General features: G+C 61.4%; 21 protein-coding genes. 17 read left to right on the forward strand and 4 right to left on the reverse strand.

Annotation, left to right across the window (positions count from 1 at the left end):
* The first annotated feature begins 51 nt into the window (after nucleotides 1-51).
* The 3 genes from ppdK (at nucleotide 52) to AC1D0N_RS10880 (ending at nucleotide 4,831) form a co-directional block, all read left to right on the forward strand.
* On the forward strand, nucleotides 52-2,730 hold the full coding sequence (ppdK, locus tag AC1D0N_RS10870) for a pyruvate, phosphate dikinase (protein ID WP_477243604.1): 2,679 nt from the start codon (nucleotides 52-54) through the stop codon (nucleotides 2,728-2,730).
* Nucleotides 2,731-2,860: 130 nt separating this feature from the next.
* Nucleotides 2,861-3,964, forward strand: a complete 1,104-nt coding sequence (locus AC1D0N_RS10875; RefSeq protein WP_477243606.1) for a glycosyltransferase family 9 protein — start codon at nucleotides 2,861-2,863, stop codon at nucleotides 3,962-3,964.
* A 126-nt stretch (nucleotides 3,965-4,090) separates the two neighbouring features.
* Nucleotides 4,091-4,831 carry a polysaccharide deacetylase family protein gene (locus AC1D0N_RS10880; RefSeq protein WP_477243608.1) on the forward strand — a complete coding sequence of 247 codons (741 nt, stop codon included), beginning with the start codon at nucleotides 4,091-4,093 and terminating at the stop codon, nucleotides 4,829-4,831.
* A 117-nt stretch (nucleotides 4,832-4,948) separates the two neighbouring features.
* Here the strand turns inward: AC1D0N_RS10880 and AC1D0N_RS10885 are convergent, their stop codons facing one another.
* Both AC1D0N_RS10885 and AC1D0N_RS10890 read right to left on the reverse strand, forming a co-directional pair.
* Nucleotides 4,949-5,338 (reverse strand): DUF427 domain-containing protein, encoded by a 390-nt coding sequence (locus AC1D0N_RS10885; protein WP_477243610.1) that lies wholly within the window; start codon nucleotides 5,336-5,338, stop codon nucleotides 4,949-4,951.
* A 114-nt stretch (nucleotides 5,339-5,452) separates the two neighbouring features.
* On the reverse strand, nucleotides 5,453-5,809 hold the full coding sequence (locus tag AC1D0N_RS10890) for a hypothetical protein (protein ID WP_477243612.1): 357 nt from the start codon (nucleotides 5,807-5,809) through the stop codon (nucleotides 5,453-5,455).
* Nucleotides 5,810-6,002: 193 nt separating this feature from the next.
* Here AC1D0N_RS10890 and AC1D0N_RS10895 point away from each other — a divergent pair, with 193 nt between their 5' ends.
* Together AC1D0N_RS10895 and AC1D0N_RS10900 are read left to right on the forward strand one after the other, a co-directional pair.
* The gene (locus AC1D0N_RS10895) at nucleotides 6,003-7,631 is read left to right on the forward strand and encodes a fatty-acid--CoA ligase (protein ID WP_477243614.1); all 1,629 of its coding nucleotides are present in this window, start codon (nucleotides 6,003-6,005) and stop codon (nucleotides 7,629-7,631) included.
* 199 nt (nucleotides 7,632-7,830) lie between these two features.
* Entirely contained in the window at nucleotides 7,831-8,616 is a 786-nt protein-coding gene (locus tag AC1D0N_RS10900) for a DUF1499 domain-containing protein (protein WP_477244020.1), read from the forward strand.
* Between the two features lie 66 nt (nucleotides 8,617-8,682).
* Here the strand turns inward: AC1D0N_RS10900 and AC1D0N_RS10905 are convergent, their stop codons facing one another.
* Complete coding sequence (locus AC1D0N_RS10905) at nucleotides 8,683-9,696, reverse strand: LacI family DNA-binding transcriptional regulator (protein ID WP_477243616.1); 1,014 nt, start codon at nucleotides 9,694-9,696, stop codon at nucleotides 8,683-8,685.
* 201 nt (nucleotides 9,697-9,897) lie between these two features.
* Between AC1D0N_RS10905 and AC1D0N_RS10910 the strand changes: the two genes are divergently transcribed.
* The 5 genes from AC1D0N_RS10910 to AC1D0N_RS10930 are packed head-to-tail and all read left to right on the forward strand — an operon-like array spanning nucleotide 9,898 to nucleotide 14,618.
* Nucleotides 9,898-10,941, forward strand: a complete 1,044-nt coding sequence (locus AC1D0N_RS10910; protein ID WP_477243618.1) for an ABC transporter substrate-binding protein — start codon at nucleotides 9,898-9,900, stop codon at nucleotides 10,939-10,941.
* Nucleotides 10,942-10,977: 36 nt separating this feature from the next.
* Complete coding sequence (locus AC1D0N_RS10915; protein ID WP_477244022.1) at nucleotides 10,978-12,015, forward strand: ABC transporter ATP-binding protein; 1,038 nt, start codon at nucleotides 10,978-10,980, stop codon at nucleotides 12,013-12,015.
* A complete protein-coding gene (locus AC1D0N_RS10920; protein WP_477243620.1) occupies nucleotides 12,012-12,899 on the forward strand; it encodes an ABC transporter permease in 888 nt (295 codons plus the stop codon). The genes AC1D0N_RS10915 and AC1D0N_RS10920 overlap by 4 nt, the downstream gene beginning before the upstream one ends.
* Entirely contained in the window at nucleotides 12,892-13,683 is a 792-nt protein-coding gene (locus tag AC1D0N_RS10925) for an ABC transporter permease (RefSeq protein ID WP_477243622.1), read from the forward strand. The genes AC1D0N_RS10920 and AC1D0N_RS10925 overlap by 8 nt, the downstream gene beginning before the upstream one ends.
* 14 nt (nucleotides 13,684-13,697) lie before the next feature.
* Nucleotides 13,698-14,618, forward strand: coding sequence for a phosphorylase family protein (locus tag AC1D0N_RS10930; RefSeq protein ID WP_477243624.1), 921 nt, complete (start codon nucleotides 13,698-13,700; stop codon nucleotides 14,616-14,618).
* 36 nt (nucleotides 14,619-14,654) lie between these two features.
* Here AC1D0N_RS10930 and AC1D0N_RS10935 read toward each other — a convergent pair whose 3' ends face one another.
* Nucleotides 14,655-15,563, reverse strand: coding sequence for an MBL fold metallo-hydrolase (locus AC1D0N_RS10935; protein ID WP_477244024.1), 909 nt, complete (start codon nucleotides 15,561-15,563; stop codon nucleotides 14,655-14,657).
* A gap of 116 nt (nucleotides 15,564-15,679) precedes the next feature.
* Between AC1D0N_RS10935 and AC1D0N_RS10940 the strand changes: the two genes are divergently transcribed.
* The 7 genes from AC1D0N_RS10940 (at nucleotide 15,680) to AC1D0N_RS10970 (ending at nucleotide 25,573) form a co-directional block, all read left to right on the forward strand.
* Nucleotides 15,680-16,273 (forward strand): biotin transporter BioY, encoded by a 594-nt coding sequence (locus AC1D0N_RS10940; RefSeq protein ID WP_477243626.1) that lies wholly within the window; start codon nucleotides 15,680-15,682, stop codon nucleotides 16,271-16,273.
* Nucleotides 16,274-16,535: 262 nt separating this feature from the next.
* Complete coding sequence (rfbA, locus tag AC1D0N_RS10945) at nucleotides 16,536-17,417, forward strand: glucose-1-phosphate thymidylyltransferase RfbA (RefSeq protein ID WP_477243628.1); 882 nt, start codon at nucleotides 16,536-16,538, stop codon at nucleotides 17,415-17,417.
* A gap of 1 nt (nucleotide 17,418) precedes the next feature.
* On the forward strand, nucleotides 17,419-17,973 hold the full coding sequence (gene rfbC, locus AC1D0N_RS10950; RefSeq protein ID WP_477243630.1) for a dTDP-4-dehydrorhamnose 3,5-epimerase: 555 nt from the start codon (nucleotides 17,419-17,421) through the stop codon (nucleotides 17,971-17,973).
* Nucleotides 17,974-17,998: 25 nt separating this feature from the next.
* A complete protein-coding gene (gene rfbB, locus AC1D0N_RS10955; RefSeq protein WP_477243632.1) occupies nucleotides 17,999-19,081 on the forward strand; it encodes a dTDP-glucose 4,6-dehydratase in 1,083 nt (360 codons plus the stop codon).
* Nucleotides 19,078-20,052: a dTDP-4-dehydrorhamnose reductase gene (rfbD, locus tag AC1D0N_RS10960; protein WP_477243634.1), complete on the forward strand. Its 975-nt coding sequence runs from the start codon at nucleotides 19,078-19,080 to the stop codon at nucleotides 20,050-20,052. Before rfbB ends, rfbD begins: the two co-directional genes overlap by 4 nt.
* Complete coding sequence (locus AC1D0N_RS10965; protein ID WP_477243636.1) at nucleotides 20,049-24,596, forward strand: glycoside hydrolase family 99-like domain-containing protein; 4,548 nt, start codon at nucleotides 20,049-20,051, stop codon at nucleotides 24,594-24,596. The genes rfbD and AC1D0N_RS10965 overlap by 4 nt, the downstream gene beginning before the upstream one ends.
* Entirely contained in the window at nucleotides 24,593-25,573 is a 981-nt protein-coding gene (locus tag AC1D0N_RS10970) for an NAD-dependent epimerase/dehydratase family protein (RefSeq protein WP_477243638.1), read from the forward strand. The genes AC1D0N_RS10965 and AC1D0N_RS10970 overlap by 4 nt, the downstream gene beginning before the upstream one ends.

A 25,573-nucleotide genomic window follows, 5' to 3' on the forward strand; every position in this document is an offset into this window, starting at 1 on the left:
CACTGGCGGACCTCGCCAATCCTTAGAGTCTCCCGCAACCGGAGAGCAGGCATGACCAAGTGGGTTTACACCTTTGGCGATGGGGCGGCGGAAGGTCGCGCCGGCGACAAGAATCTGCTGGGCGGCAAAGGTGCGAACCTGGCTGAAATGTGCAGCCTCGGCCTGCCCGTGCCGCCTGGTTTCACCATCACTTCAGAGGTTTGCAACGCCTACTACGCCAATGCCCGCACCTATCCCGGCTCGTTGGAAGCGGATGTGGCTGTCGCTCTCGACCATATCGGCCGGCTGACCGGACGCCGCTTCGGCGATCCGTCGAAATTGCTGCTTGTGTCGGTGCGTTCCGGCGCCCGCGCCTCGATGCCGGGCATGATGGACACCGTGCTCAATCTTGGCCTCAACGACGAGACGGTCGAGGCGCTGGCCGCCGATTCCGGCGATGCCCGCTTTGCCTATGACAGCTACCGCCGCTTCATCCAGATGTATTCCGATGTCGTCATGGGCCTCGACCACGAGGTGTTCGAGGAAATCCTCGAAGACCAGAAGGGCGGGCTCGGCCATGAGCTCGACACCGAACTGACGGCCATCGAATGGCAGGGCGTCATCGCGCTCTACAAGGCCAAGGTCGAGGAAGAACTCGGCAAGCCGTTCCCGCAGGATCCGCACGAGCAGCTGTGGGGCGCGATTGGTGCCGTGTTTTCGAGCTGGATGAACAACCGCGCCATCACCTATCGGCGCCTGCATGACATTCCCGAAAGCTGGGGCACCGCGGTCAATGTCCAGGCCATGGTGTTCGGCAATATGGGTGAGACCTCGGCCACCGGCGTCGCCTTCACCCGGAATCCGTCGACCGGCGAAAAGATGCTCTATGGCGAGTTCCTGGTGAACGCGCAGGGCGAGGATGTCGTCGCTGGCATCCGCACGCCGCAAAACATCACCGAGGCTGCGCGCATTGCCGCTGGTTCCGACAAGCCGTCGCTGCAGAAATTGATGCCGGAAGCGTTCCAATCCTTCGTCGCCATCTCCGACCGGCTGGAGCAGCACTACCGCGACATGCAGGATCTCGAATTCACCATCGAGCGCGGCAAACTCTGGATGCTGCAGACGCGATCGGGCAAGCGCACCGCCAAGGCGGCGCTCAAGATCGCCGTCGAAATGGCGCGCGATGGACTGATCACGAAGGAGGAGGCGGTTGCCCGCATCGATCCCGCCTCGCTCGACCAGCTGCTGCACCCGACCATCGATCCGAAAGCGGCGCGCGATGTCATCGGCATCGGCCTGCCGGCCTCTCCGGGTGCCGCCACCGGCGAGATCGTCTTTTCCTCCGGCGATGCCGAGGAATTGAAGACGCAAGGTCGCAAGGCGATCCTGGTGCGCATCGAAACCAGCCCGGAAGACATCCACGGCATGCATGCGTCGGAAGGCATCCTGACGACGCGCGGCGGCATGACCAGCCACGCGGCCGTCGTCGCCCGCGGCATGGGCAAGCCTTGCGTGTCCGGCGCCGGCTCGCTGCGCGTCGACTACAAGGCCGGCACGCTGATGGCGATGGGCTCGACCTTCCGCAAGGGCGACATCATCACCATCGACGGCAGCAATGGCCAGGTTCTGAAGGGCGCCGTGTCGATGCTGCAGCCGGAACTGTCCGGCGATTTCGCCGCCATCATGGAATGGGCCGACGCGGTGCGCCGCATGAAGGTGCGCACCAATGCCGAAACGCCGCTCGATGCGCGCATGGCGCGTTCCTTCGGCGCCGAAGGCATCGGGCTTTGCCGCACCGAGCACATGTTCTTCGACGGCGAGCGCATCGTCGCCATGCGCGAGATGATCCTGGCCGACACCGAGAAGGAGCGGCGCACAGCCCTTGCCAAGCTGTTGCCGATGCAGCGCTCGGATTTCCTCGAACTGTTCGAGATCATGGCCGGCCTGCCGGTGACGATCCGTCTGCTCGATCCGCCGCTGCACGAATTCCTGCCCAAGACCGAGGAAGAGGTGGCCGAAGTCGCCGCTGCCATGAAGGTGTCGCCCGAGAAGCTCAGGCAGCGCACCGAGGCCTTGCACGAGTTCAACCCGATGCTTGGCCATCGCGGCTGCCGGCTTGCGGTTTCCTATCCCGAGATCGCCGAGATGCAGGCGCGCGCCATTTTCGAGGCCGCCGTCGAGGCGGGCCACAAGGCTGGCGCGCTGGTGGTTCCCGAGATCATGGTGCCGCTGGTCGGACTGAAGAAGGAGCTCGACTACGTCAAGGCGCGCATCGATGCCGTCGCCAAGAGCGTCATGGAGGAGACCGGGGTCAAGATCGAATACCTGACAGGTACGATGATTGAGCTCCCCCGCGCGGCCATCCGCGCCCATGTCATTGCCGAGTCTGCCGAATTCTTCTCCTTCGGCACCAACGACCTGACCCAGACCACCTTCGGCATCTCGCGCGACGATGCGGCCTCGTTCCTGGAAACCTATCGCCAGAAAGGCATCATCGAACAGGATCCGTTCGTGTCGCTCGACATCGAGGGTGTCGGCGAACTGGTGCGCATGGCGGCGCAAAAAGGCCGGGCGACGCGGCCCGACATCAAGCTCGGCATTTGCGGCGAACATGGCGGCGATCCGGCGTCGATCCGCTTTTGCGAAGAGGTCGGCCTCGACTACGTCTCGTGCTCGCCCTACCGCGTGCCGATCGCCAGGCTGGCCGCCGCGCAAGCGGCGGTGCAGGTTGCAAAGGCTGGCCGGACGTAGCGATCCAGCCGTCCGGATTTCGTCTTACCGATTTGTAATGAACCTCACGCGAAGTTGCGCGTGAGAGCGCGCAATCTCGACATCGTTTCTGCCCAATTTTGCGGCCCCGAACCCCCGGTGCCCAGAACAGATGTTACAGATCTCGCCCAAACCCTTCCGCTCGATCCTGATCCTGCAAACCAAGTTCATCGGCGATATCGTTCTCGCCTCTGCACTCGCCAGGAACCTGCAGCTCGAATATCCCGGCGTCAGGATCGTCTTTCTTTGCGAGGCCCATCTCGGCAAATTCGTCACCGCGCACGGCATCGCCTCCGAGGTTGTGGCCTTCCGCCGTGCCAAGATGCGCGGCAGCCTGCTGGAGCGGGGTCGCGAGCTCTACGCCACGATACGCAAGCTGCGCGCCTTTCGCTTCGACCTGACGATCGATCTGACCGATTCCAAGACGTCGCGCATCATCGTCGGTTTCATCAATGCCAAAACCCGGGTCGGCTACAATCCGCCAGAAAGACCTTTGCGCTGGCTGGAACGTCAGCCCGCCAATGTGTTTGCCAAACCGTTCGGCTTTGGCGAGCGGCATTTTCTCTATCGCTATCTGTCGCCGCTCGAGGCGCTTGGCGTCGATCTGCGCGTGCGCGTTCCGTCGATCCGCCCGTTGCCCCTGGAGACGGCGAAAGCTTTGGCGTTGCTGGACAAATACCGTCTCAGGCCAAAGGGCTTCATCGCGGGGCATGCGGGAGCGAGCTTCAGGGGGCGGCGATGGCAGCCGGAACGCTTTGCCGCCGCGATCGACACCATTTCGCGTGAGACCGGGCTGGATTTCGTGCTTGTCGGTGGTCCCGATGAGCGCGAGCTGGCCGAGCAGATCGTTGTCGGGACCGCGGCGCCGGTCGTCAATCTCGTCGGCGCCTTGTCGCTCGAAACGCTGCTGGCGGCGCTGAAACAGGCGCGGCTGTTTCTCGGCAACGAGAGCGGCCCGATGCATATGGCAGCCGCCGCGGGAACTCCGGTTGTCGGCCTCTTCGGGCGCACCAAGCCGTCAAAATGGGGGCCGGTAGGCGTGCCCAGCATCACGCTCCAGCCTTCCATGCCTTGCACCTGCGTGGCGAGCGAGCTCTGCCGATTGCGGGACTCGAGCAAGGCTTGCTGTGTCTGGCGCCTGGACGTCGAACCTGTCGTCGGTGCGTTGCGCGAAATCCTGGCGCGAACACAGATGGACAAGGAATACACACTTTGACCGCGGGCCGATGGAGGGTACGGCGGTCAATTTGTCACGGCTGCTGCCTTTGCCATCATCCCGATTTCCGCCTTGTTGCGGGCCTTGGGATGACCGACTAAGACAGTGCCGATCCGGAAGCCAAACATGCGCCTGTTCCAGAAATACCTTTGCGCCATCGCCATGGCGATGTCGGCTGCGTCCGCGGCCCGTGCCGTGCCGCTGGTCGAGCCGACGCTGCACCTCAAGCCGGATGCAGGTGGAGCTGGCCGCGTCGCGCTGACGCTCGATGCCTGTGGCGGCCAGACCGACACACGCATTCTCTCGGCGCTGGTCGACAACAAGATTCCGGCCACCATTTTCGTCACCGGCATCTGGCTGAAGCGCAACGCTGCCGCCGTCGAGATCATGCGGGCGCATCCCGATCTGTTCGAACTGGAAAACCATGGCGGCCGTCACATTCCGGCTGTCGACACGCCGCAGAAGATCTACGGCATCCGCAGCGCCGGCAGTCCGGATGCGGTGCTGGCCGAAGTCGAATCGGGTGCGGCGGCCCTCGCCGGAACCGGCGAGCCGGCGCCGAAATGGTTTCGTGGCGCGACCGCCGAATACAGCCCGTCGGCCATCGCCATGATCCGCAAGCTCGGCTTCAAGATCGCCGGCTTCTCGATAAACGGCGACGGCGGTTCATTGCTTGGCGCCAGGCAAACCGCCCGGCGCATTGCCGCCGCCAAGGATGGCGACGTCATCATCGCTCACATCAACCAGCCGACCCATGCGGCTGGCGAAGGCGTGGTGCAAGGCCTTCTGGCACTCAAGGACAAGGGCCTGACCTTCGTGCGGCTCGACGACGCCGATGGGGTCGGCAACGACGGGACGACTGATTAGCCGCAACTTCGTCATCCTATGGTCTGCGCCGCGTCGCTTCGCTCCTTGCTTCGCCATAGGATGACGAAGCGATGGGCGTTTTGGCCAACCTCCAAGGCATGCAGCCCGCCGATCCAACTAAACCGGCGTGGCTTCGATTGTCACCTTGCTGGCATAGAACGCGCCGTGATTGCGTATTTCCGTCATCTCGTCGAATGGCCGCTCATAGGCCCACATCGCATCCTTGCCGGTCTCGCCGGCGGGCAGCACGCTCCAGTAGCTGGCGTCGCCCTTGTAGGGGCAATGGGTCGACCGTTCGCTCTTGCCGAGCTGGTCGAAATCGATGTCCTCGAACGGAATGTAGAAAACCTTGGGGTAGGGGGTTTCTGACAGGAGTTTTGCCTTCGTCGACGAGGCGACAATCGTGTTGCCGGCGCGAACGACGACGGTGCCGTGATAGGGCTCGACAGTGATGACCTTGCCCGGGTTGCGTTGAAAGCCTGGCGCCGGGTTTGCAATCTGATCCATGACGGGTTCTCCTTGTCCGGCTTTAGGTGTGTCGGACGAGGGCGTTGTGCAATGCACCACCTGAAAGGCCAGGTTAGGCCTGGTCTCTCGTCAAACGGTCGTGCCGGTGAGCCGTCAGGCAGCAGTCTGGAACACGTCCATGAGGCCGGCATAGGCAGCAGCGATACCGGCGACCGGGTTGGTGCTTCTCGCTGTGGTCTCGACCTTCAGCGCACCACCGCCTGTCGGCAGGGTGAGCAGCAGGAACTGGCGGTTGCCGCCATCGCCGATGGATGCCGCGGCGACATGCTGGCCTTCGCCTTCGTTGTGGACGCACATCTTGAACAGCAGCGTGCCACCGACCGCCTCAAGGGCGCCGCCGACGACCTCGACGAATTCATCTTCGGAAATGGTTTTGGGATCCGGCGTCAAATCGGCCAGGCTTTCGGCAAGCGAATCTTCGAGAATCTTGTCATCGAGCTGCGCGTCCATGCGAACCTCTTTCAGTCGCCAATCGCACCCTGCCCGTTAACGGAGATTAACGCCGACGATGGCCGGATTGTGGCGGTTTTCCCGGTGTTTTCGATGAATGCACCTGATGTACGAGGGTATGGCTGGACAATCTGCCGGTTCGTCCCACAATGGAACGAAAACAACAGACGCAAAAAGCGTAGGGGAGGAACACATGCTCGGACTGATGCAGGAATGGCCGCTGCTCTGCCACAAGCTCATCGACAACGCAGAAAGGCAGCATGGCAAACGCGAGATCGTGTCGCGCTCGATCGAAGGCCCGATCGTCCGCACCACCTACGCCGAAATTCATCGTCGCGCCCTGAAAGTCGCTCGGCGGCTCGAGCGTGACGGGTTTGGGCTTGGCGACCGCATCGCCACGCTGGCCTGGAACAGCGCGCGCCACATCGAGGCCTGGTACGGCATCATGGGCATCGGCGCGATCTACCACACGCTCAATCCGCGGCTGTTTCCCGAGCAGATCGTCTGGATCATGAACAACGCCGAGGACAAGGCGATCTTCGTCGACCTGACATTCATGCCGCTGCTTGAAAAGATCGCCGGCGCGGTCAAATCGCTGAAAAGAATCATCGTGCTGACCGACAGGGCGCACATGCCGCAAACGGCGCTGCCCAACGTCGTCGCCTATGAGGAATGGCTTGACGAAGCCGATGGCGACTTCGCCTGGAAGAGCTTCGACGAAAACACCGCTGCGGGCATGTGCTACACCTCGGGCACCACGGGCGATCCCAAGGGCGTCCTCTACAGCCATCGCTCGAACGTGCTGCACGCCATGATCGCCGCCTTGCCCGACGCAATGGGCATATCCGCGCGGGACACGATCCTCCCTGTGGTGCCGATGTTCCATGCCAATGCCTGGGGCCTCGGCCAGAGCGCGCCGATGATCGGCGCCAAACTGGTGATGCCCGGCTGCAAGATGGACGGCGCCTCGATCTACGAGTTGCTCGACACCGAGAAGGTGACCTTCAGCGCCGCGGTGCCGACCGTGTGGATGATGCTGCTGCAATATCTGGAGGAGAACGACAAGAAACTCCCCCATCTCAAAAAGGTCGTCATCGGCGGCTCGTCCTGCCCGCGCGCCATCACCAAGAAATTCCAGGACAATTACGATGTTGAGGTCATCCATGCTTGGGGCATGACCGAGATGTCGCCGCTCGGCACGCTGTGCACGCTGAAGCCGGAATTTACCGGGCTCGAAGGCGATACCCGGCTCGACCTGCAGCAGAAGCAGGGCTATCCGCCCTTCGGCGTCGAAATGAAGGTGACGGATGACGACAACAAGGCGCTGCCATGGGACGGCAGGACCTTCGGGCGGTTGAAGGTGCGCGGGCCGGCGATCGCCCGCGCCTATTATGGCGGCGTGGGGTCCGAGCAGTTCGACGCCGACGGCTGGTTCGATACTGGCGATGTCGCCCATATCGATGCCGGCGGCTACATGCAGATCACCGATCGCGCCAAGGACGTCATCAAGTCGGGTGGCGAGTGGATCTCGACCATCGACCTCGAAAATCTCGCCGTCGGTCATCCCGACGTGGCCGAAGCTGCCGCCATCGGCGTTGCCCATTCGAAATGGGGCGAGCGGCCCTTGCTTGTCATCGTGCGCAAGCCGGGCAAGGATCCGAGCAAGACCGATATTCTGGCTTTCATGGACGGCAAGGTGGCCAAATGGTGGATGCCCGACGACATCGCCTTCGTTGGCGAAATTCCTCACACGGCGACCGGCAAGATCCAGAAGATCACCTTGCGCCAGCAGTTCAAGGACTACCGCCTGCCAACGGATTGACGGGGATGGCGCGCCTTTTCGCCTTCAAGCCGGCCGCAAAAGTCATCGAGCCTGTTCCATCACGATTGGATCGGGATGGGGCTCTATTCCTGTGTTGAACATGATCTTTTTCCGAACCGAAGGTCAGCGAAGCAAAAACCGGATTCCCCTTTTCGGGATCATGCTCTAAGTCTCTATCCGGGTTGGGGTGGCACGGAACATAATGGAAATTCCTGAACGGCAAACGGCCAGGTCGGCCGGCTGGTCGCGGCGCATAGCTGCTTTTGCGGTGGTCCTGCTGCTGACCGTCCTTGTCGGCCATCGCTACGACCTTGTGGAAACACCGGCTTTCCTGTGGGTGCTGGCGATTGTCGCATTGCTTGCCGCCTTTGCGCTGCTGCTGGCCGGGCTGGCCTTCTCCCGGCTGTGGAATTTCGGCGATCGCGGTGGTCGCGACCTGACCGTCGGCGCCTTGCTGGCGCTTCTGGTGCTGGCGCCCTATGGCGTTGCCGCCTACTGGGCGGCGACATTCCCGCCGCTGCGCGACATCTCGACGGATTTCGACAACCCGCCGGCGCTAGACACGGCTGACCGCACCAGGGAAATGAACGTGCTTTCACCGCCCACGCCAGGCGAGCAGCGCCTGCAGACCGAGGCCTATCCGCTGGTCACCGGGCGCAGCTACAATCTGCCTTTCGAAACCGTCGTCGACGCCGTCGAAACCGTGCTCGACCGGCGCGACTGGGAGCTTGCCGGGCCATACCCCGCAACCGACGGGCAGAGCGAGGTGACGATCGACTCCGTGGCCAAGGGCTTCTTGCTCGGTCTTCCCGCCGACGTTGCCGTGCGGGTGACCGACGATGGCGATGCCGTCATCGTCGACATGCGCTCGGCTTCGCGCTACGGCCGCTACGACCTCGGCGACAACGCCGCGCGTATCGTCGAATTTCTCGCCGAGCTTGACCAGGAGGTTGCAGGCCAGGTGGGGCCGGCGCCGGCTGAGTGATATGCAGAGCAGCTGGCAACCAATCGGAATCGCTTGCCAAAAATGCGGATTGAGTCTGCGGCCAGACTATTCGGCCGGCTCGTATCTTCCTTGCAGCAAGAATGTCTCCACCGGCCCGAGCGGATTGATGATCCGGCGCTCCAGAATCTCGATAAGTTTGCGTCCGACCCCCGCCATGTCCACGAAATGAACTTCAATCTTCGCCGGCAGGAAGCGGGCAAGCCGCGTGCTGTCACGAGTGACGATGTGGACGTCACGGCCAGGCTCAAGACCCCGCTTGCCGAGAGCGTGCAGCGCTCCCAGGAGGCCCAGTTCGTTGGCACATGCCAGGCCCGTCGGCGGATCTGACGACGCCAGCAGGCGATCGAACCAGGCCGCGCTCGATTCCATGGTGAACATGCCATGACCGATCAGCGATTGGTCGATAGGAAGTCCAGCCTCGGCCATCGCCCTTTTATACCCGGAAAGACGCATGGCGCTCGCCTGATCCTCCGGAACGAGAAGTTGCAGAGCAATGCGTCGACAGCCCTTGTCCATGAGCCGACGGGCCGCCTCGTAGGCAATCTGTTCATTGTCGACATCGACATAAGGATACGCGGTATCCAGGTCGGTTCTTCCAAATGCGACGAATGGCATGCGTTCATCCAGCAGCAGCTTGACGCGCGGATCACCCGACACCATGCGGGTGATGATCAGTCCGTCTGAGCTGCGCGCCTGAAGCTGCCGCTGCACACTCTCGACGGGATCGTCGTCGGGCGTGGTCGAATAGATGGACAGACTATAACCCGCTTGCCGCGCCGCCAGCGTCATGCCTTCGATCAAGGGAAGCTTCAACAGATCGGAAAGGTAGTCGCGTGTCTCCATCGGCAGCACTGCCGTCAGCGTCAGGGTTCGTCCGGTTTTCAGCGCGCGACCATGATGATTTGGGACATAGCCGACCCGCTTCGCCGCCTCCTTGACCCGGGCTATGGTCGAGGGCAGCACTTCCGGCCCATCCTTCAGAGCGCGGGACACCGTGGTCACCGAAAGGGAAAGTTCCGCCGCGATCTGTTTTAGATTGGCCATATCGCCCGACTTCATTTGCGAGAGCGCCGGCTGATCTTGCTGGGCATCGCAACGTTACCGGATTCGATCCGAGGGTCAAATCCAGGCTCGGCGAACCTGAACCGACCTGCCTGGCACCAGCTTGACTCGCGGACTGTTTTCGGCAATCGTAACGTTACGATTAACAAAAAAAGCCGATCTTATCGGCATTTTGATGAATCCGGAGGAGGAGAAACCATGTCCCGTTTACTACGCATTTCCCTGGCAGCAATCGCGGTCTCGGCAGCCTTGCCCGTCTATGCCCAGACAGTCACCATCACCACCGCGGGCGGCGACTACGGCAACGCCATCAAGGAGGCCATGTGGGCCCCCGCTGCAAAAGAGCTCGGCTATGATGTCCGCGAGGAGACGCAAAGCGACGGCTTGGCCGCGCTGAAGATGCAGGTCACCTCGGGGGCTATTACGACCGACATCATCCATCTCGGCTCGCCGGAAGGCGCGCAGGCGGCCGCACAGTCGCTGCTGGAGCCGCTCGACTACAAGATCATCGATGCCAACTCCGTGCCGGCCGGCGCGAAGTCCGACTACTGCTATCCGTTCGACTCCTATGGCACCGTCATGTCGTGGAACACCAAGACCTATGGCGAGAATTCGCCGAAGACCTGGGCCGAGTTCTGGGATGTTGCCAAATTCCCGGGCCGTCGCGCCCTGCGCGCCAATGCGCAGGACTTGATCGAGATCGCGCTGCTCTCCGATGGCGTGGCGCCGGCCGACGTCTATCCCGTGCTCAGCACGCCGGAGGGTCTGGAGCGCGCCATCAAGCGGCTTGAGGCGATCAAACCGAATGTCTCGGTCTGGTGGACTTCGGGAGCGCAGTCCGCGCAGTTGCTGAAAGACGGCGAGGCGGATCTGGTCGTTACCTGGAACGGCCGGGCGCAGACCGTGAAAGCCGATGGCGGCACGGTTGACTACACGTTCAAGGGTTCGGTCATCGGCACCGACTGTCTGGCGGTGCCGAAGGGAGCGCCGAACAAGGAAGCAGCCATGAAGCTCATCGCGGCGATGACGCAGCCCGCGCGCGTGGCGAAGCTGACCGACTTCATCGCCTATGGTCCGGTCAATCCTGCTGGCTATGAGGGTGGCCTTATTCCCGAGGACCGTCTGAAGACCCTGGCGACCGCGCCTGAAAATGCCGGCACTTCGGTGTTCTCGAACGCAGACTGGTGGGTCAAGAACGGCGAGGCCGCCCAAAAGGCCTTCGATGAAATGATGAACCGCTGAGTCTCGAATTCATCAGCTCCAAGGCTGCAGCTCATGATGAAGTCGCTCCCGATCACCATCGACAGCGTGCGCAAGACCTATGGGTCGTACGTCGCGCTGGACGATGTCTCGCTCGACATTCAGGCTGGCGAATTCCTCACGCTGCTCGGGCCATCCGGATCCGGCAAGACCACGCTGCTCATGGCTCTGGCCGGGTTTGTCCGGCCCGATTCCGGCAGGCTCCTGTTGGACGATCGCGACATTACCCGTCTGGCCCCCAACAAGCGCGACATCGGCATAGTGTTCCAGAACTACGCCTTGTTTCCCCACATGAACGTTCTGGCAAACGTCGAGTATCCCTTGGTGCTGCGCAAGACTCCGAAAGCCGAGGCCCGCCAGCGGGCACTCGACACCTTGGCTCGCGTGAAGCTCGAAGGTTTGGCCGAGCGCAACATTGCCGCATTGTCCGGCGGACAGCGCCAGCGAGTGGCGCTGGCACGGGCGATCGTCTTCGAACCACGCGTGATGCTGATGGATGAGCCGTTGTCGGCGCTCGACAAGAATCTGCGCGAAACAATGCAGTACGAGATCCGGCGTCTGCACGATGATCTGGGGATCACCACCATCTATGTGACGCATGACCAGCGCGAAGCGCTGATCATGTCCGACCGGGTTGCGGTGATGAATTCCGGCCGCATTCAGCAGATCGACACGCCGCAGCGGATTTATGATCGTCCATCGACCCGCTTCGTCGCGGAGTTCATGGGCGAGGCCAACATTGTGGCCCCGGGCTCGCTGCGCAGAATAGACGGCACCGATGCGTCAAGCGAAGCTCTGATGATCCGCGCGGAAAGCTTCCACCTCGATGCAAAGCTGGTTGGGCGAGACGGGGTGGCGCTTGAGGGAACGCTACGCGCCAAGGCGTTTCGCGGCGAAAACTGGCTTTTGACGCTGGCGCTTGACGGCGGGCAGGAGATTCTTGTCTGCATTCCGGCGGCGCTGGCCAGTGGCTGCGCCGAACTTGCCGCCGGTCAGCGGGTGACCGCCTATGCACCAGCAGCGAAAGTTCACGCGATACCGGGAGCGAGAGCGTGACCGTCATCGCCGATCCCGCGCTGGCGGCAGACGCTCGACGCGAGCGGCGGTTCTTCCTCTCGCTTTCACTGCCCGCGCTTGTCATCGTTGGACTGGCGGCGATCCTGCCCATCGTCTGGATCATCCGGCAATCCTTCCTGACCACGGGGGGCGAATACACGGTCGGCAATTACGAGAAGGTGCTTTCGAGCGGACTGACATGGTCGGCGCTCGTCACAACGCTTGAGCTATCCCTGGGCACGCTGGCGATCTGCATTCTACTCGGTACCCCCCTGGCACTCGCCCTGGCCAGCGCCAGACCGAGGGTGGCCAATCTGCTGATGGCCTTCGTCATGCTGCCCTTGTGGACCTCCATTCTGGTGCGCACCTATGGCTGGCTCGTGCTCTTGCGGCGCGATGGCCTGATCAACGCGGCTTTGACCGGCTCAGGCCTGACAGCCGAGCCATTGCCGCTGGTCTACAACTTCACGGGAACACTCATCGGCATGGTTCACTACATGCTGCCGCTCTTCCTGCTGCCCGTTTATGCCGCGATGCGCGATATCGACGCAAACCTCGTCCGCGCGTCGGCGAGCATGGGCGCCACGCTCGGGCAAACGATCCGCACCGTCATTCTGCCGCTTTCAGCCGGCGGCATCTTCTCGGGTTCGATCATCGTCTTCATCTACACCATAGGTTTCTTCATCACGCCGGCGGTGCTTGGCGGCGGCAAGGTAAATCCTCTCTCCATCCGGATAGAGCGCACGCTGTCGACCTTTCAGGATTGGGGATCGGCGAGCGTCCTGGGTATTCTGCTCCTCATCTTGATGGCGTTGGTGGGTGTGATGTTCCTGGCTGCACGGCGGCTGATTGCCGGGCTCAAGATCGGTACAGCCCATGCTTGAAGCCTATCCAGACAACAGGCTGGCCCGCATCCTCCTGTGGAGCTTTTGCGCGCTCGTGATGGCGTTCCTGATGCTGCCGACGCTGGTCGTCGTCCCGCTCTCCTTTTCGTCGTCCAATCTTCTCGAGTTCCCACCACGCGCATACTCGTTGCGCTGGTACGAGACTTTCTTCGGTTCGGCGACATGGATGGCCGCACTCAGGACGAGCCTGATCCTCGGGACATTGACGGCGATGATCGCAGTGCCCCTGGGGTTGCTGGCCTGCATCTCGATGAACAGGCTCGGCGGAAAGGCCGCCGTAGCCATTCAGGGCGTTCTGCTCACCCCGTCCGTCGTGCCGGGCATCCTGCTGGCGATCGGTCTGTTCTTTGTTCTGGCGGCGCAACGCCTGGTCGGAACGCTGTTCGGTGTGCTGGTCGGACACGTGGTGCTGGCCATTCCGGTCGCGTGCATTGTGTTGCTGCCGGCTCTGGCCCGCTTTGACTGGAACCAGGTTCAGGCGGCGCGCAGCCTCGGCGCAAACTGGGCGAGAGCCATTGGCGGCATAATTGTCCCGCAGCTTCAGATCAGTCTGCTGTCGGCCACGCTGATGGCCTTCCTGACCTCGCTTGACGAGTCCGTGATTTCGATCTTCGTCGCCAGCGGTCAAAACAGCACGCTGCCGAAGCTCATGTTCCTGTCGCTGCGCGATCAGATCGATCCGACCATTGCGGCGATCTCGACATTATGGACCGTCATCGTCGTGGCCGTCGTCCTGATTGTGACCCTTCGCCAAAAATCCTGACCGAGACTGGAAAAATGCCCACAAATCATCGCGCAGCCGGTGCTCCGGCGGACCAATCACCAGACATACCCCAGGTCGGGTTGGCGATCATCACCGGCTCGGCAAACTGGGGGCTTGCCTTCCCGGAAGATGTCGAATTCGAGGGCGTGCACACCTTGCGGCGCGACATGAGTTTTGAAACGCCTTTCGGCCGTTCCGACAACTGGAAGCTTCTTGAGTTCGATGCATCGATTACAGCCGAAGGCCAAGCGAAACGTGCCTTGTGCATGTATTCGCACGGCAATCCGCGCGACCATATCGACCATTCCTGCCATCGCCGCGCGTTCTGGGTCTTGATGCAGGCGGGTGTAAGGCAAGTGCTGGCCTGTTCGACCATCGGCGCCGTCAACAAGGCGATCCAGCCCGGAGACATGGTGGTGAACGCCGATATCATCGAACTGTCGCAGACCCCGTTTTCACTGCTGCCTGGCCGCCAGAGCTTCGACTGCTCGGGCAAGCAGATCGTATGTCCAAGATGTGCGGCATTGTTGGTCGAAACCGCCCGGCGCCATTGGCCTGCCGAATGCCGCGTTCATGGCATCGAACAGCAATTGGTCGCTGCCCACTGCTACGGGCCGCGACTGACAACTCCCGCCGAAGCCTTGGCGTTTCGCAGCATGGGGGCGGATGTGCTCAACCATTCTATCGCCCCAGAGGCGACCTTGTCGCGCGAGATCGGTGCATGTTTCGTGCCCTTGGCATTCGTCACCGCCGGCTTCAACGACTACATGGACCGCAATCGCCAGAAATTGCTGCAGGAGGACGTGTTGCCGAGCCTCTCCATGACGGCATCGCGGGTCGCGCTGGACACCGCGGCACGACTTCCGGTCAATCCGGAATGCTCTTGCCATGGTTTGAAATCGCCTCAACCAGCAGAGCGCTCCAGCCGTTTCTGAGTTTGTCAGCGGTGTGGCGCGAACGCGTGCCGAGGTCTAACCCACCGGCACAAAAATGCTGTCGATGGCCGGGTCGCCGTCGGTGCTGACCAGGCCGCGCGCCACCAAGTCTTCCAGATGGGCAAGCACCGACAGGCCGGCGGCGCCATGCAGGCGCGGGTCGGTGTCGCGATAGATCGCCTCGACCATGTCCTTGATCGTCCGGTCGCCGCCCCTGATCCGCTCCAGGATTGCCCGCTCGCGCATCTTGCGATGGGTTTTCAGGCCACGCATGAAGCTGCGCGGGGCGCCGACCGGCCCACCATGGCCGGGCAATAGCAGGCGGTCGCCGCGCTCGATCAGCCGGTCGAGCGAGGCCATATAGTCGGCCATGGCGCCGTCCGGCGGCGCGACGATCGAGGTCGCCCACGCCATCACGTGATCGGCCGGGAACAGGATACCGGTTCCTTCCAGCGCAAAAGCCGCGTGATTGGCGGTATGGCCTGGCGTCAGCACCGTTCTCAGCGCCCAGCCGTCGCCGTCGACCACCGTATCGTCGGCGAGTGCGATATCCGGAACGAAAGCGGTGTCGGCGCTGGCGTCGAGCGGATTGAGCTCGCCGATCCGCAACGGTCGCGCCGGGCGGTGCGGACCTTCGGCCAGCACGATTGCGCCGGTGTGCTGCTTCAGCCGGGCTGCCAGCGGGGAATGGTCGCGATGCGTGTGGCTGACGAAAATATGGCTGACCGGCCGGTTTGCGATCACCTCGAGCAATGTCTTGAGATGCGCGTCGTCATCCGGACCCGGATCGATCACCGCCAGCGTCTGGCGTCCGATGACGTAGCTGTTGGTGCCGTGAAAGGTAAACGGGCTCGGGTTTTTGGCAGTGACGCGCTGGACGTCGGGCGCGACAGTGACGCCATGGCCGTAGCGGGGATCGAAGCTCGTATCGAATTTGAGGGCCATGAGGACGTTGTTCAACCCTGTTTCCGGTGACGGCAAAACCGATTGCCGCATAGCACGGAAGCCAATATAGGAAAACGCGAGGCCGCAATCAGCGGCAATCCGGAATGGGGTAGACCATGGCAATTGCAACGACGATGCGTCCGCTTGTTTCTCTCGCTCTGCCGCAAGAGGGCGCGGCCCGCCTGGCGACGCAGCTTTTGCTGGCGATCGCCGGCACTCTGCTCTTGACCTTGTCGGCAAAGACGAAAGTTGTGCTCGGGCCGGTCGACATCTCGATGCAGACACTCGCCGTCCTGCTGATCGCCGCGGCGTTCGGCCTGCGCCTTGGCGTCGGCACGCTGCTTCTCTACATGGCCGAAGGCGCCATGGGCTTCCCGGTCTTTCAGGGCACGCCGGAAAAGGGCATCGGCATCGCCTACATGCTCGGCTCGACCGGCGGCTATCTCGCCGGCTTCGTCGTCATGGCGGCGATCGTCGGCTGGGCGGCCGATCGCGGCTGGGATCGCCATCCGGTCAAGCTCTTCAACGCGATGCTGGTCGCCGAAATCGTCATGATGGCGATGGGCTTTGCCTGGCTGGCGTTTTTGATCGGCCCGGAAAAGTCGTGGCAGTTCGGCGTCCTGCCCTTTATCGTCGGCGACCTGATCAAAGTTGCGCTCGCCGCGAGCCTTGTGCCGGCCGCCTGGTCGCTGCTGCCGAAAAGCTCCTGAAATCATCCGATCCATGAAAAAGCCGGCAGGCGCCAGGCCTGCCGGCTTTTTTCATGCCGCCGCCTGCCGGGCCGCCGATCAAACGGGGCAGGTCGGCGTTACGCGTGTGAGCCCCGGTTCAGGATGGATACCGACGCCCATCTTGCAATCGCCATCATCTGGCGGATGATGGTCGGTCGAGATTGACAAGCCATGGCGCGAAACCCTAAGCACGAGCAACTTGATTTCCTGGCGGGGGCCTCGGCAATTCAAGGAGAGCTTTTTGAAAGGAATAATCCTTGCTGGAGGCAGTGGAACGCGTCTTTATCCGCTAACATTAGCGATCTCTAAGCAAATCCTTCCAATATATGACAAGCCGATGATCTATTACCCGCTGAGCGTATTGATGCTCGCGGGAATTCGCGAGATTCTGATTATCTCGACACCGCGAGACTTGCCGATTTTCCGGGAGTTGCTCGGCGACGGTTCGGAATTCGGGCTCGACCTGTCCTATGCCGAGCAGCCTCATCCCAACGGCCTTGCCGAAGCCTTCATCATCGGCCGCGATTTCATCGGTCAGGACAGCGTGTCGATGATCCTTGGCGACAATATCTATTTCGGCGAGGGCCTGTCGCAGCTCTGCCGCGACGCGGCGGCGCGCGAAGGCGGTGCATCGGTGTTTGCCTATCATGTCGACGACCCGCAGCGCTACGGCGTGGTCTCGTTCGACAAGGCCAGCGGCACGGCGTTGACGATCGAGGAAAAGCCACAGAAACCCAAGTCCAATTGGGCCGTCACCGGCCTCTATTTCTACGACAACCAGGTCGTCGACATCGCTTCGACGATCCGCCCCTCGGAGCGAGGCGAGCTGGAGATCACGGCGGTCAACAACGTCTACCTCGAACGCGGGCTGCTGCATGTTCATCAACTCGGCCGTGGCTATGCCTGGCTCGACACCGGCACGCATGACAGCCTGCATGAAGCCTCTTCCTTCGTGCGCACGATCGAGCACCGCCAGGGCATCAAGGTCGCCTGTCCGGAAGAAATCGCTTTCGAGCAAGGCTGGCTGACGGCGGACAAGGTTCTGCAGCGCGCCACGCGGCTGGGGAAGAACGAATATGCCGCCTATCTGCGCAGGCGCGTCACCGAGTTGACGGAGAACTAGGGTGCTGGAGATCAGGCCACTCGGCCTCGACGGAGTGCTGGAGATCGTCCCCAGGCGACACGGCGACGCGCGCGGCTTCTTCATCGAAACCTGGAATGCCGAGAGCTTTGCAGAGGCCGGCATCGACTTGCGTTTCGTGCAGGACAATCATTCCTATTCCGCTGCCGCCGGTGTTTTGAGGGGGCTGCACTATCAGCTCTCACCACGCGCGCAGGACAAGCTGCTGCGTGTTATCCGCGGCAGCATCCTCGACGTTGCGGTCGATATCCGCCGCGGCTCGAAAGGTTTTGGAAAATGGGTCGCTCTGGAAATATCGGCCGAGAAAGGCAACCAGATTCTGGTGCCAAAGGGCTTCGCGCACGGCTTTGTCACGCTCGTACCGGACACCGAGGTTCTGTATAAGGTAACCGACACCTATTCACCGGCGCATGACCGATCGATCCGTTTCGACGACCCTGCCATCGGCATCGAATGGCCTTCGATCCCTGGCGGGTTTCAGCTTTCGGACAAGGACCTCAAGGCGCCGGCGCTTGGCATGGCGGAGGTGTTTGCGTGAGAGATGCTCGCATAGGGAGAGCGGCATGAATTTTCTGGTGACTGGCGGTGCCGGCTTCATCGGTTCGGCGGTGTGCCGGCATTTGTGCGCCAATCCGGCCTACCGGGTGACCAACCTCGACAAGCTGACCTATGCGGGAAACCTTGCCTCGCTGCGGCCGATCGAGAATGCGCACAACTACAAGTTCGAGCGAGCCGACATTTGCGACGAGCGAGCGGTTCTCGAGATCCTGCATCGCGACGAGATCGACGTCGTCATGAATCTCGCCGCCGAAAGCCATGTCGACCGCTCGATCGACGGACCCGGCGCCTTCATCGAGACCAACATCGTCGGCACCTATCGCATTCTGAATTCCGCCCTGGAATATTGGCGTGGCCTTCCCGAAGAGCGGCAAGGCCGCTTTCGCTTCCATCATGTTTCGACGGACGAGGTGTTTGGCGATCTTCCCTTCGACAGCGGCATGTTTGTCGAGGAAACGCCCTACGCGCCGTCCTCGCCATACTCCGCCTCGAAGGCGGCCTCGGACCATCTGGTAAGGGCCTGGCACGAGACCTATGGCCTGCCGGTCGTGCTCTCCAATTGCTCGAACAATTACGGGCCTTACCATTTTCCCGAAAAGCTCATCCCGTTGGTCATCCTGAACGCGCTCGACGAGAAGCCGTTGCCGGTCTATGGCGCCGGCGCCAATGTGCGCGACTGGCTTTTCGTCGAGGACCATGCGCGTGCGCTGGAGCTCGTGGCGACCAAGGGAAGGCCGGGCGAAAGCTACAATGTCGGTGGCAATTCGGAGCGGACGAATTTGAGCGTCGTCGAGACCATCTGCGACCTGCTTGACATCAGGCGGCCTCGAAAGGGCGGCAAAAGCCATCGCGAACTGATCAATTTCGTCACCGACCGCCCCGGCCACGACCGCCGCTATGCGATCGACGCCTCCAAGATCGGCCGTGACCTCGGCTGGACGCCGGCTGAGAGTTTCGACAGCGGCCTGGCAAGGACGGTCGACTGGTTCCTCGGCAACAAATGGTGGTGGGCGCCGATCCGCGAACAGCGCTATGCCGGCGAGCGGCTGGGCCACGGCCAGGCCGAAGGCAGGAAGGGCGCGGCGTGAGGCTGGTTGTCACCGGACGCGACGGTCAGGTCGCCGCCAGCCTGCTGGAGGCCGGACAACGGCGCGATGGCGTCGAGGTCGTCGCCATCGGCCGGCCGGCGCTCGATCTGGCGCGGCCAGACACGGTGTTCGACGCACTCGCGGCATCGCGACCGGACATAGTGGTGTCGGCTGCCGCCTACACCAATGTCGACCAGGCCGAGGACGAGCCTGATCTCGCCTTCGCGGTGAACGCCGTCGGTGCCGGCAACGTCGCCGAAGCGGCAGCGCGACTCGGCGTGCCCGTCATCCACCTGTCGACCGACTATGTCTTCGACGGCACAGGGGCGGGCGCCTATGTGGAGACCGACGCGCCCGCGCCACGCAGCGTCTACGGCGCCTCGAAGCTTGCCGGCGAGCAAGCGGTGGCAGCAGTCAATCCGCGCCATCTGATCCTGCGTACGGCCTGGGTCTACAGCCCGTTCGGCAGGAATTTCGTCAAAACCATGCTGCGGCTCGCTGCTGATCGCGACGAGATAGCGGTGGTGGCCGACCAGTGGGGGAACCCGACGTCGGCGCTTGATATCGCGGATGCGATCTTGCGTGCGGCGGCGAAACTTGGCGACGACTGCTTCGACGGCTATGGTATCTACCATCTGGCGGGAACCGGTGACACCAACTGGAGCGGTTTTGCGCGCTACATATTCGAGATCAGCCGGACGCAAGATGGCCCGCACGCGCGAGTGCGCGACATCACGACCCGGGACTACCCGACTAAGGCAAAACGCCCAGCCAATTCGCGGCTGTCGAGCGTGAAATTCGCAGCCATGTTCGGGTGGTCTGCGCCGGAGTGGCAGGTTTCCGCCCAAATTGTGGTCCCCCGCTTGGTGGAAGGGAACCTGGGACTTCGATCGCGAGATGGCGCCACGAATTTGTTTCCCGATCCCGATCCGAGTGGTTTGACGCCAGTCAAGGACAGTCTGCGACAATGAAAAAACCAACAAGCTCGCGGAGGAGCCGCAGTCTGCAAGAGAATGTGGTATCGACGGACGCCGGCGAACAGTTGCTTCGCCAGATCTACGACGTCCATGACGGAAAAGTCTCGGACAAATGGTCGATTTATCTCGACGAGTATGATCGGATTTTTTCGAAATATCGAAATGAACCAGTTCGGATACTAGAAATTGGAATCCAGAACGGCGGCTCGCTTGAGATATGGAGCAAATATTTTCCCCGCGCAGAGGTTATCGTCGGCTGCGATATCAACCAAGCCTGCGGTCTGTTGAATTTTGATGATAAGAGAATCTGCGTTGTTGTCGGCGATGCTAACGCCGATGGCACCCAACGCAATATCCTTGAGAAGTCCGAGGCATTCGACATCGTCATCGATGACGGCTCACACAGATCTTCGGATATCGTGCGAACCTTCTCGCGTTATTTCCCTTATCTTGCTGAAGGCGGGGTTTTTGTCGTTGAAGATCTGCACACAAGCTACTGGCAGGACTTCGAGGGCGGTCTCTATGATCCGCTTTCCTCGATGTCGTTCTTCAAGCGGCTGCTTGATCTGATCAACCACCAACATTGGGGGCTGGACCACAGTCGAACCGATGCCCTCGCGGCTTTCGCCAGCCGCTACGGAATTGCATTCGATGAGACGTCGCTAACGTCGATCCATTCCATCGAATTCCTGAACTCGCTCTGCATCATAACCAAAAGGCCGCCCCTGGAAAACCAACTGGGTCCCCGGTTCGTAGCCGGTCGGAGCGCTCTCGTTGCGCCAGACATTTTGACCGTAGATGGCGCAGTCGCCGCTGCCGCCGACGAGTCCAGAAATTCATGGTCCCTTCAGTCGGTGACAATCGAGCAGGAGATTGCGGAAAATCGGAAAGCAGTCAGCCGACATGCTGCACATCTGCGGGCGCTTGTCGACGAGCTTGTCGAAGCAAGAGAAATGATGAGAAGCAGGGAAGCCGAGACGGCCCGTGCAAAGGCCGAGGCCGCCGGAATTGCCGAGCAATTGCAAGTCCTTGCGGGTGAGACAGCCGGCGCGAAAGCCGACGCTGCCAGAGCGGCTGAGGAGCTTCAAGCCATCAAGAGGCAGCTCTCGATCGTACATGCGGCTTCCAGCTCGTTGCTCTCCGATCGCGATCATGCCCGTTCGGAAGAGAAGCGCCTGCATGATGTGCTAGATGCCGTCTACGCCAGCACGTCCTGGCGTGTGACCCGCCCTTTCCGCGGGGTCCGGCGCAGTGTCGGTTCAATTGGTGACGCGCGGGGCAAGGTCCGCAAGTCGGCCACGCGCGGAGCTCAAAAAGGCTGGCACTGGCTTCCGCTCCCGACGGGCGTCAAGCAGAGAGTGAAGAGCGCCGTTTTTTCGACGTTCCCGTCGTTGTTCAAGGCAACAAATGCCTACCGCGCCTGGAAGAATCTCCAGCCGCTCGGTGGCCAGGGAAGCGCCCCTCCGTCGTGGCAACCTGCATTGTCCGGCTCCGACCATCACGTGGCGCGCACGGCAACCTATGTTCCGCGTCTTGAAGCCCCGCCGCTGCTGCGAAAACCCGTTCGGATGATCGCTTTCTACCTGCCGCAATTTCATCCGATCCCGGAGAATGATGAATGGTGGGGAGAGGGTTTTACCGAGTGGACGAATGTCGGCCCGGCTCAGCCGCAATTCGTTGGTCACCATCAGCCGCACGTGCCCGACGAGTTGGGCTACTACGATTTGCGCGACGTGGCCGTGCAGCGCCGGCAGATTGAACTCGCGAAGCTCTATGGCATCGAGGGGTTCTGTTTTTATTTCTATTGGTTCGGCGGCAAAAGGCTGCTCGAAGAGCCGCTTGAAAACTGGCTGGCCGACCGCAGTCTCGACCTCCCGTTCTGCCTGTGCTGGGCAAACGAGAACTGGTCGCGCCGATGGGATGGGCTGGACCAGGAAATCCTCATCGCGCAAAACCATTCTGCTGAAGACGACCTCGCTTTCATTGCAGAAGTCGCCCCCTATCTTCGTGATCCGCGCTACATTCGTATCGAGGGCAAGCCATTGCTGCTTGTCTATCGACCGAGCTTGCTCCCGGCGTCGGATCAAACAGCACGGCGGTGGCGCACCTGGTGCCGCGAAAACGGCATAGGCGAGATATTTCTCGCCTACACCCAATCGTTTGAGGCGGGGGACCCGGATCAGTATGGGTTCGACGCGGCTGTTGAGTTTCCACCGAACAGATCATCACCGCCGAACGTCACGCATGCCGTGGTTCCGTTGCGAGAGGATTTTTCGGCGAACGTCTTTGACTGGTCGGTCTTTCCCCAGCGCAGTGAAAACTATCAGCCCCGCCACTACAAACTCTTTCGTTCCGTTTGCCCCGGCTGGGACAACACCGCGCGTCGCAGGCATGGTGCTGGCGTATTCATCAACAACACTCCGGACCTTTACCGAACGTGGCTTGAGAACGCCATTGAGGATACGCTCAACCATATCAACTCGCCGAGTGAGCGGCTCGTCTTCGTCAACGCATGGAACGAGTGGGCGGAAGGCGCCCATCTGGAGCCGGATGCGGCAACCGGTTTTGCTTATTTGCAGGCGACCCGCGATGCATTGGAGGCGGTGAATAGGAAACGCAAGCCTCGGATCGTCGTCGTTTCCCATGACGCTCATCCGCACGGTGCGCAGTATCTGGCTCTGGCGATGGTTCGCGAGTTCGTATCGTTGGGATTCGACATCGACATGATCGTCCTGGGCGACGGTCCCATGCTGCCCCGCTTCGCCGAAGTCGCAACCGTTCACCGGATTGCCCTCGATACCGAACCGGCGAACTGGGTGCTTGCAAAACTGCAGGCTATGCAGAGAGGCGCCGACGTCGCTATTGTAAACACGGCGGTATCTGGTCTCATTGTTCCAATCTTAAAGGAGGCGGGCTTCCGTACGGTGGCGCTGGTCCACGAACTGCCAGGGGTTTTGCAGCAGTACCATCTCGAGAAACACGCCGCGGCCATTAACCGGTACGCCGACATCGTTGTCTTTGCGGCTCCTATGGTGCAGTCGGGGTTTGAGCAATTCCTGGGTGAGCCACTCGGCAAGGCCGTCATCCGCCCGCAAGGCCTGGTGCGGAAAAACCCGTTCAAGCATCGGGCCGAAGAAGCCCGCCGCTTGGTCTGCGAGCAGCACGGGCTCGCTCCAGACACTCGCTATGTTCTTGCTGTAGCCTTTGTCGACCACCGCAAGGGGCCGGACATTTTCATCGACATGGCGCAGGAAGTGCTCCGCACACATCCCGATACGGCTTTCATCTGGGTTGGTCACTTCGATGCCGGCATGGAAGAAGAGATTGCGTCCATACTGGACAAGCGGAAGTTGACGGAGCGGGTGAAGTTCGTCGGTTTCGTCCAGGAGCCAATGGCATATTACGCAGGCGCATCCGCCTACGCACTGACCTCGCGCGAAGATCCGTTTCCGAATGTCGTTCTGGAATCTGCGGAAGTCGGAGTGCCGGTTGTTGCCTTTCAAGGGGCAACTGGCGCGGCGGATTTCATACTCGAACATGGTGGGCTGCTCGCAGAGAACCTGGACAGCAAGGATTTTGCGGCGAAAGTGCGGGATGTCCTGAACGGCCCGGCTCAACCGAACGTCGATGGCGTAGGATCCATGCGACAATACCTGCTGGATCTACTTCACTACGCGACCGGGCTTCAGCGGGTATCTGTAGTGGTTCCAAACTACAATTACGCGCATCACCTGATGCAGCGGCTGAACAGCATCGCGGACCAGACCTGGCCAATCTATGAGCTGGTCGTGCTTGACGATGCCTCCACCGATGGAAGCGCCGGCATTGTCGACACATTCCTGGCCGAGCGATCGGAACTTGATGGTGAGTTGATCGTCAACGAGCAAAACTCCGGTTCCGTGTTTCGGCAATGGGCAAAGGGGATCGCGCGGTGTCGCGGCGATGTCGTCTGGATTGCGGAGGCGGATGATTTTGCGGCGCCTGATTTTCTGAAGGAACTCGTGCCGGCCTTCAACGATGCTTCTGTGGTGATTGCCTACAGTCAGTCTCGCCAGGTGGATGGCGCCGGGTTTGCGCTTGCAGAGGACTACACTGCCTACACCAGGGATATCTCCAACAAGTGGTCCGCCGATTATGTGCGCAACGGTTCCGACGAAATCAGCGAAGCGATGGCGGTCAAGAACACGATCCCGAATGTCAGCGCCGCAATCTTTCGCCGCACGGCTCTGAACAGGGTGGTCGCCGACCTGGGTGAAGAGTTGTTCAGCTATCGCGTGGCGGGAGACTGGCTCGTTTACCTGCGGGTGCTGTTGCAAGGCAAGATCCGGTTCAGCGCAAAGCGCCTCAATTCTCACCGGCGTCACGCAAGCAGCGTGACGAGGGCGGAAATGGCGGCGAGGCACCTCGATGAGGTGCAGCGGATGCAAGAGCTCGCGCGCTCTTTTGTGGGCATCTCAGCTGAAACACGACGTAAGGCCGATGCCTGGCTGGAACACGTTCGCAGCCATCTCGGTATTCAAGGTGCGGATGCGGCATGACATATGAATACAAGCCGCAGCCCAATCTGCGGAAAAAAGCAGTCATCCTTGGCGCCTCGGGCTTTATCGGGGTTAATCTCGCACGCAAGCTCGCGAAAGAGGGTTTCGACTTGACCTGCTTCGCGCACAGGGCATCCGAGAACTGGCCGGCTTCGGCGCGGGTCATCCTTGGCGATCTGGTTGCCCCACCCCGTCAGCTTCTGGAGGCAATGGAGGGAGCCATTGTCTTTCATCTCGTCAGTTCGACGCGTCCGACGGCAAAAACCGAAATGGCTGTAGCCGAGATCGCAACCAACCTGATGGCGACGGTAGGCTTGCTCGAGACCACGCAGGGCGCAGGCTGCCGTTGGGTCTTTTCATCGTCAGGCGGGACCGTCTACGGCGAGACCGATGCCGCGCTGATTTCCGAGGAGCATACGAACGTTCCGATCTCGTCCTACGGAACGGTCAAGCTTGCAATCGAGCGATATTTCAGTCTCTACCGAACCTTGCATGGTACCGACTTCGTGGTAGCGCGAATATCGAATCCATTTGGCCCCTTTCAATCGGCAGCGAAAGGTCAGGGGCTGATCGCCGCGTTGTTCGAGAGAATTGGCAACGGGGCGCCGGTCGAAATCTGGGGCGACGGCGAAAATGTTCGCGACTTCGTTTACATCGACGACGTTACCGATGCTCTGACCGTGCTCGGGGAGCGCGGGACACCGGGAGAGGTCTACAATGTTGGCTCAGGTGTAGGCACAAGCGTAATCGAGCTGGTGACCAAGATTTCCGCCATTCTTCGCGTTCCGGCGGAACTTGTCTACGCGCCGGCCCGTGGAGTCGATGTCCACCGAAACGTTCTCGATATACAGAAGATCGAACGTGAACTCGGTTGGCGCCCGGCTCATACGCTTGATGAGGGCGTCGCTCTCACGTATCGCTGGCGGCAGAGCCAAAGCCCAATCCCTGGGGAGTTCGCGACAGCGGGCAACGGCTGA

The organism is Mesorhizobium sp. P2_E10, from assembly GCF_056404235.1.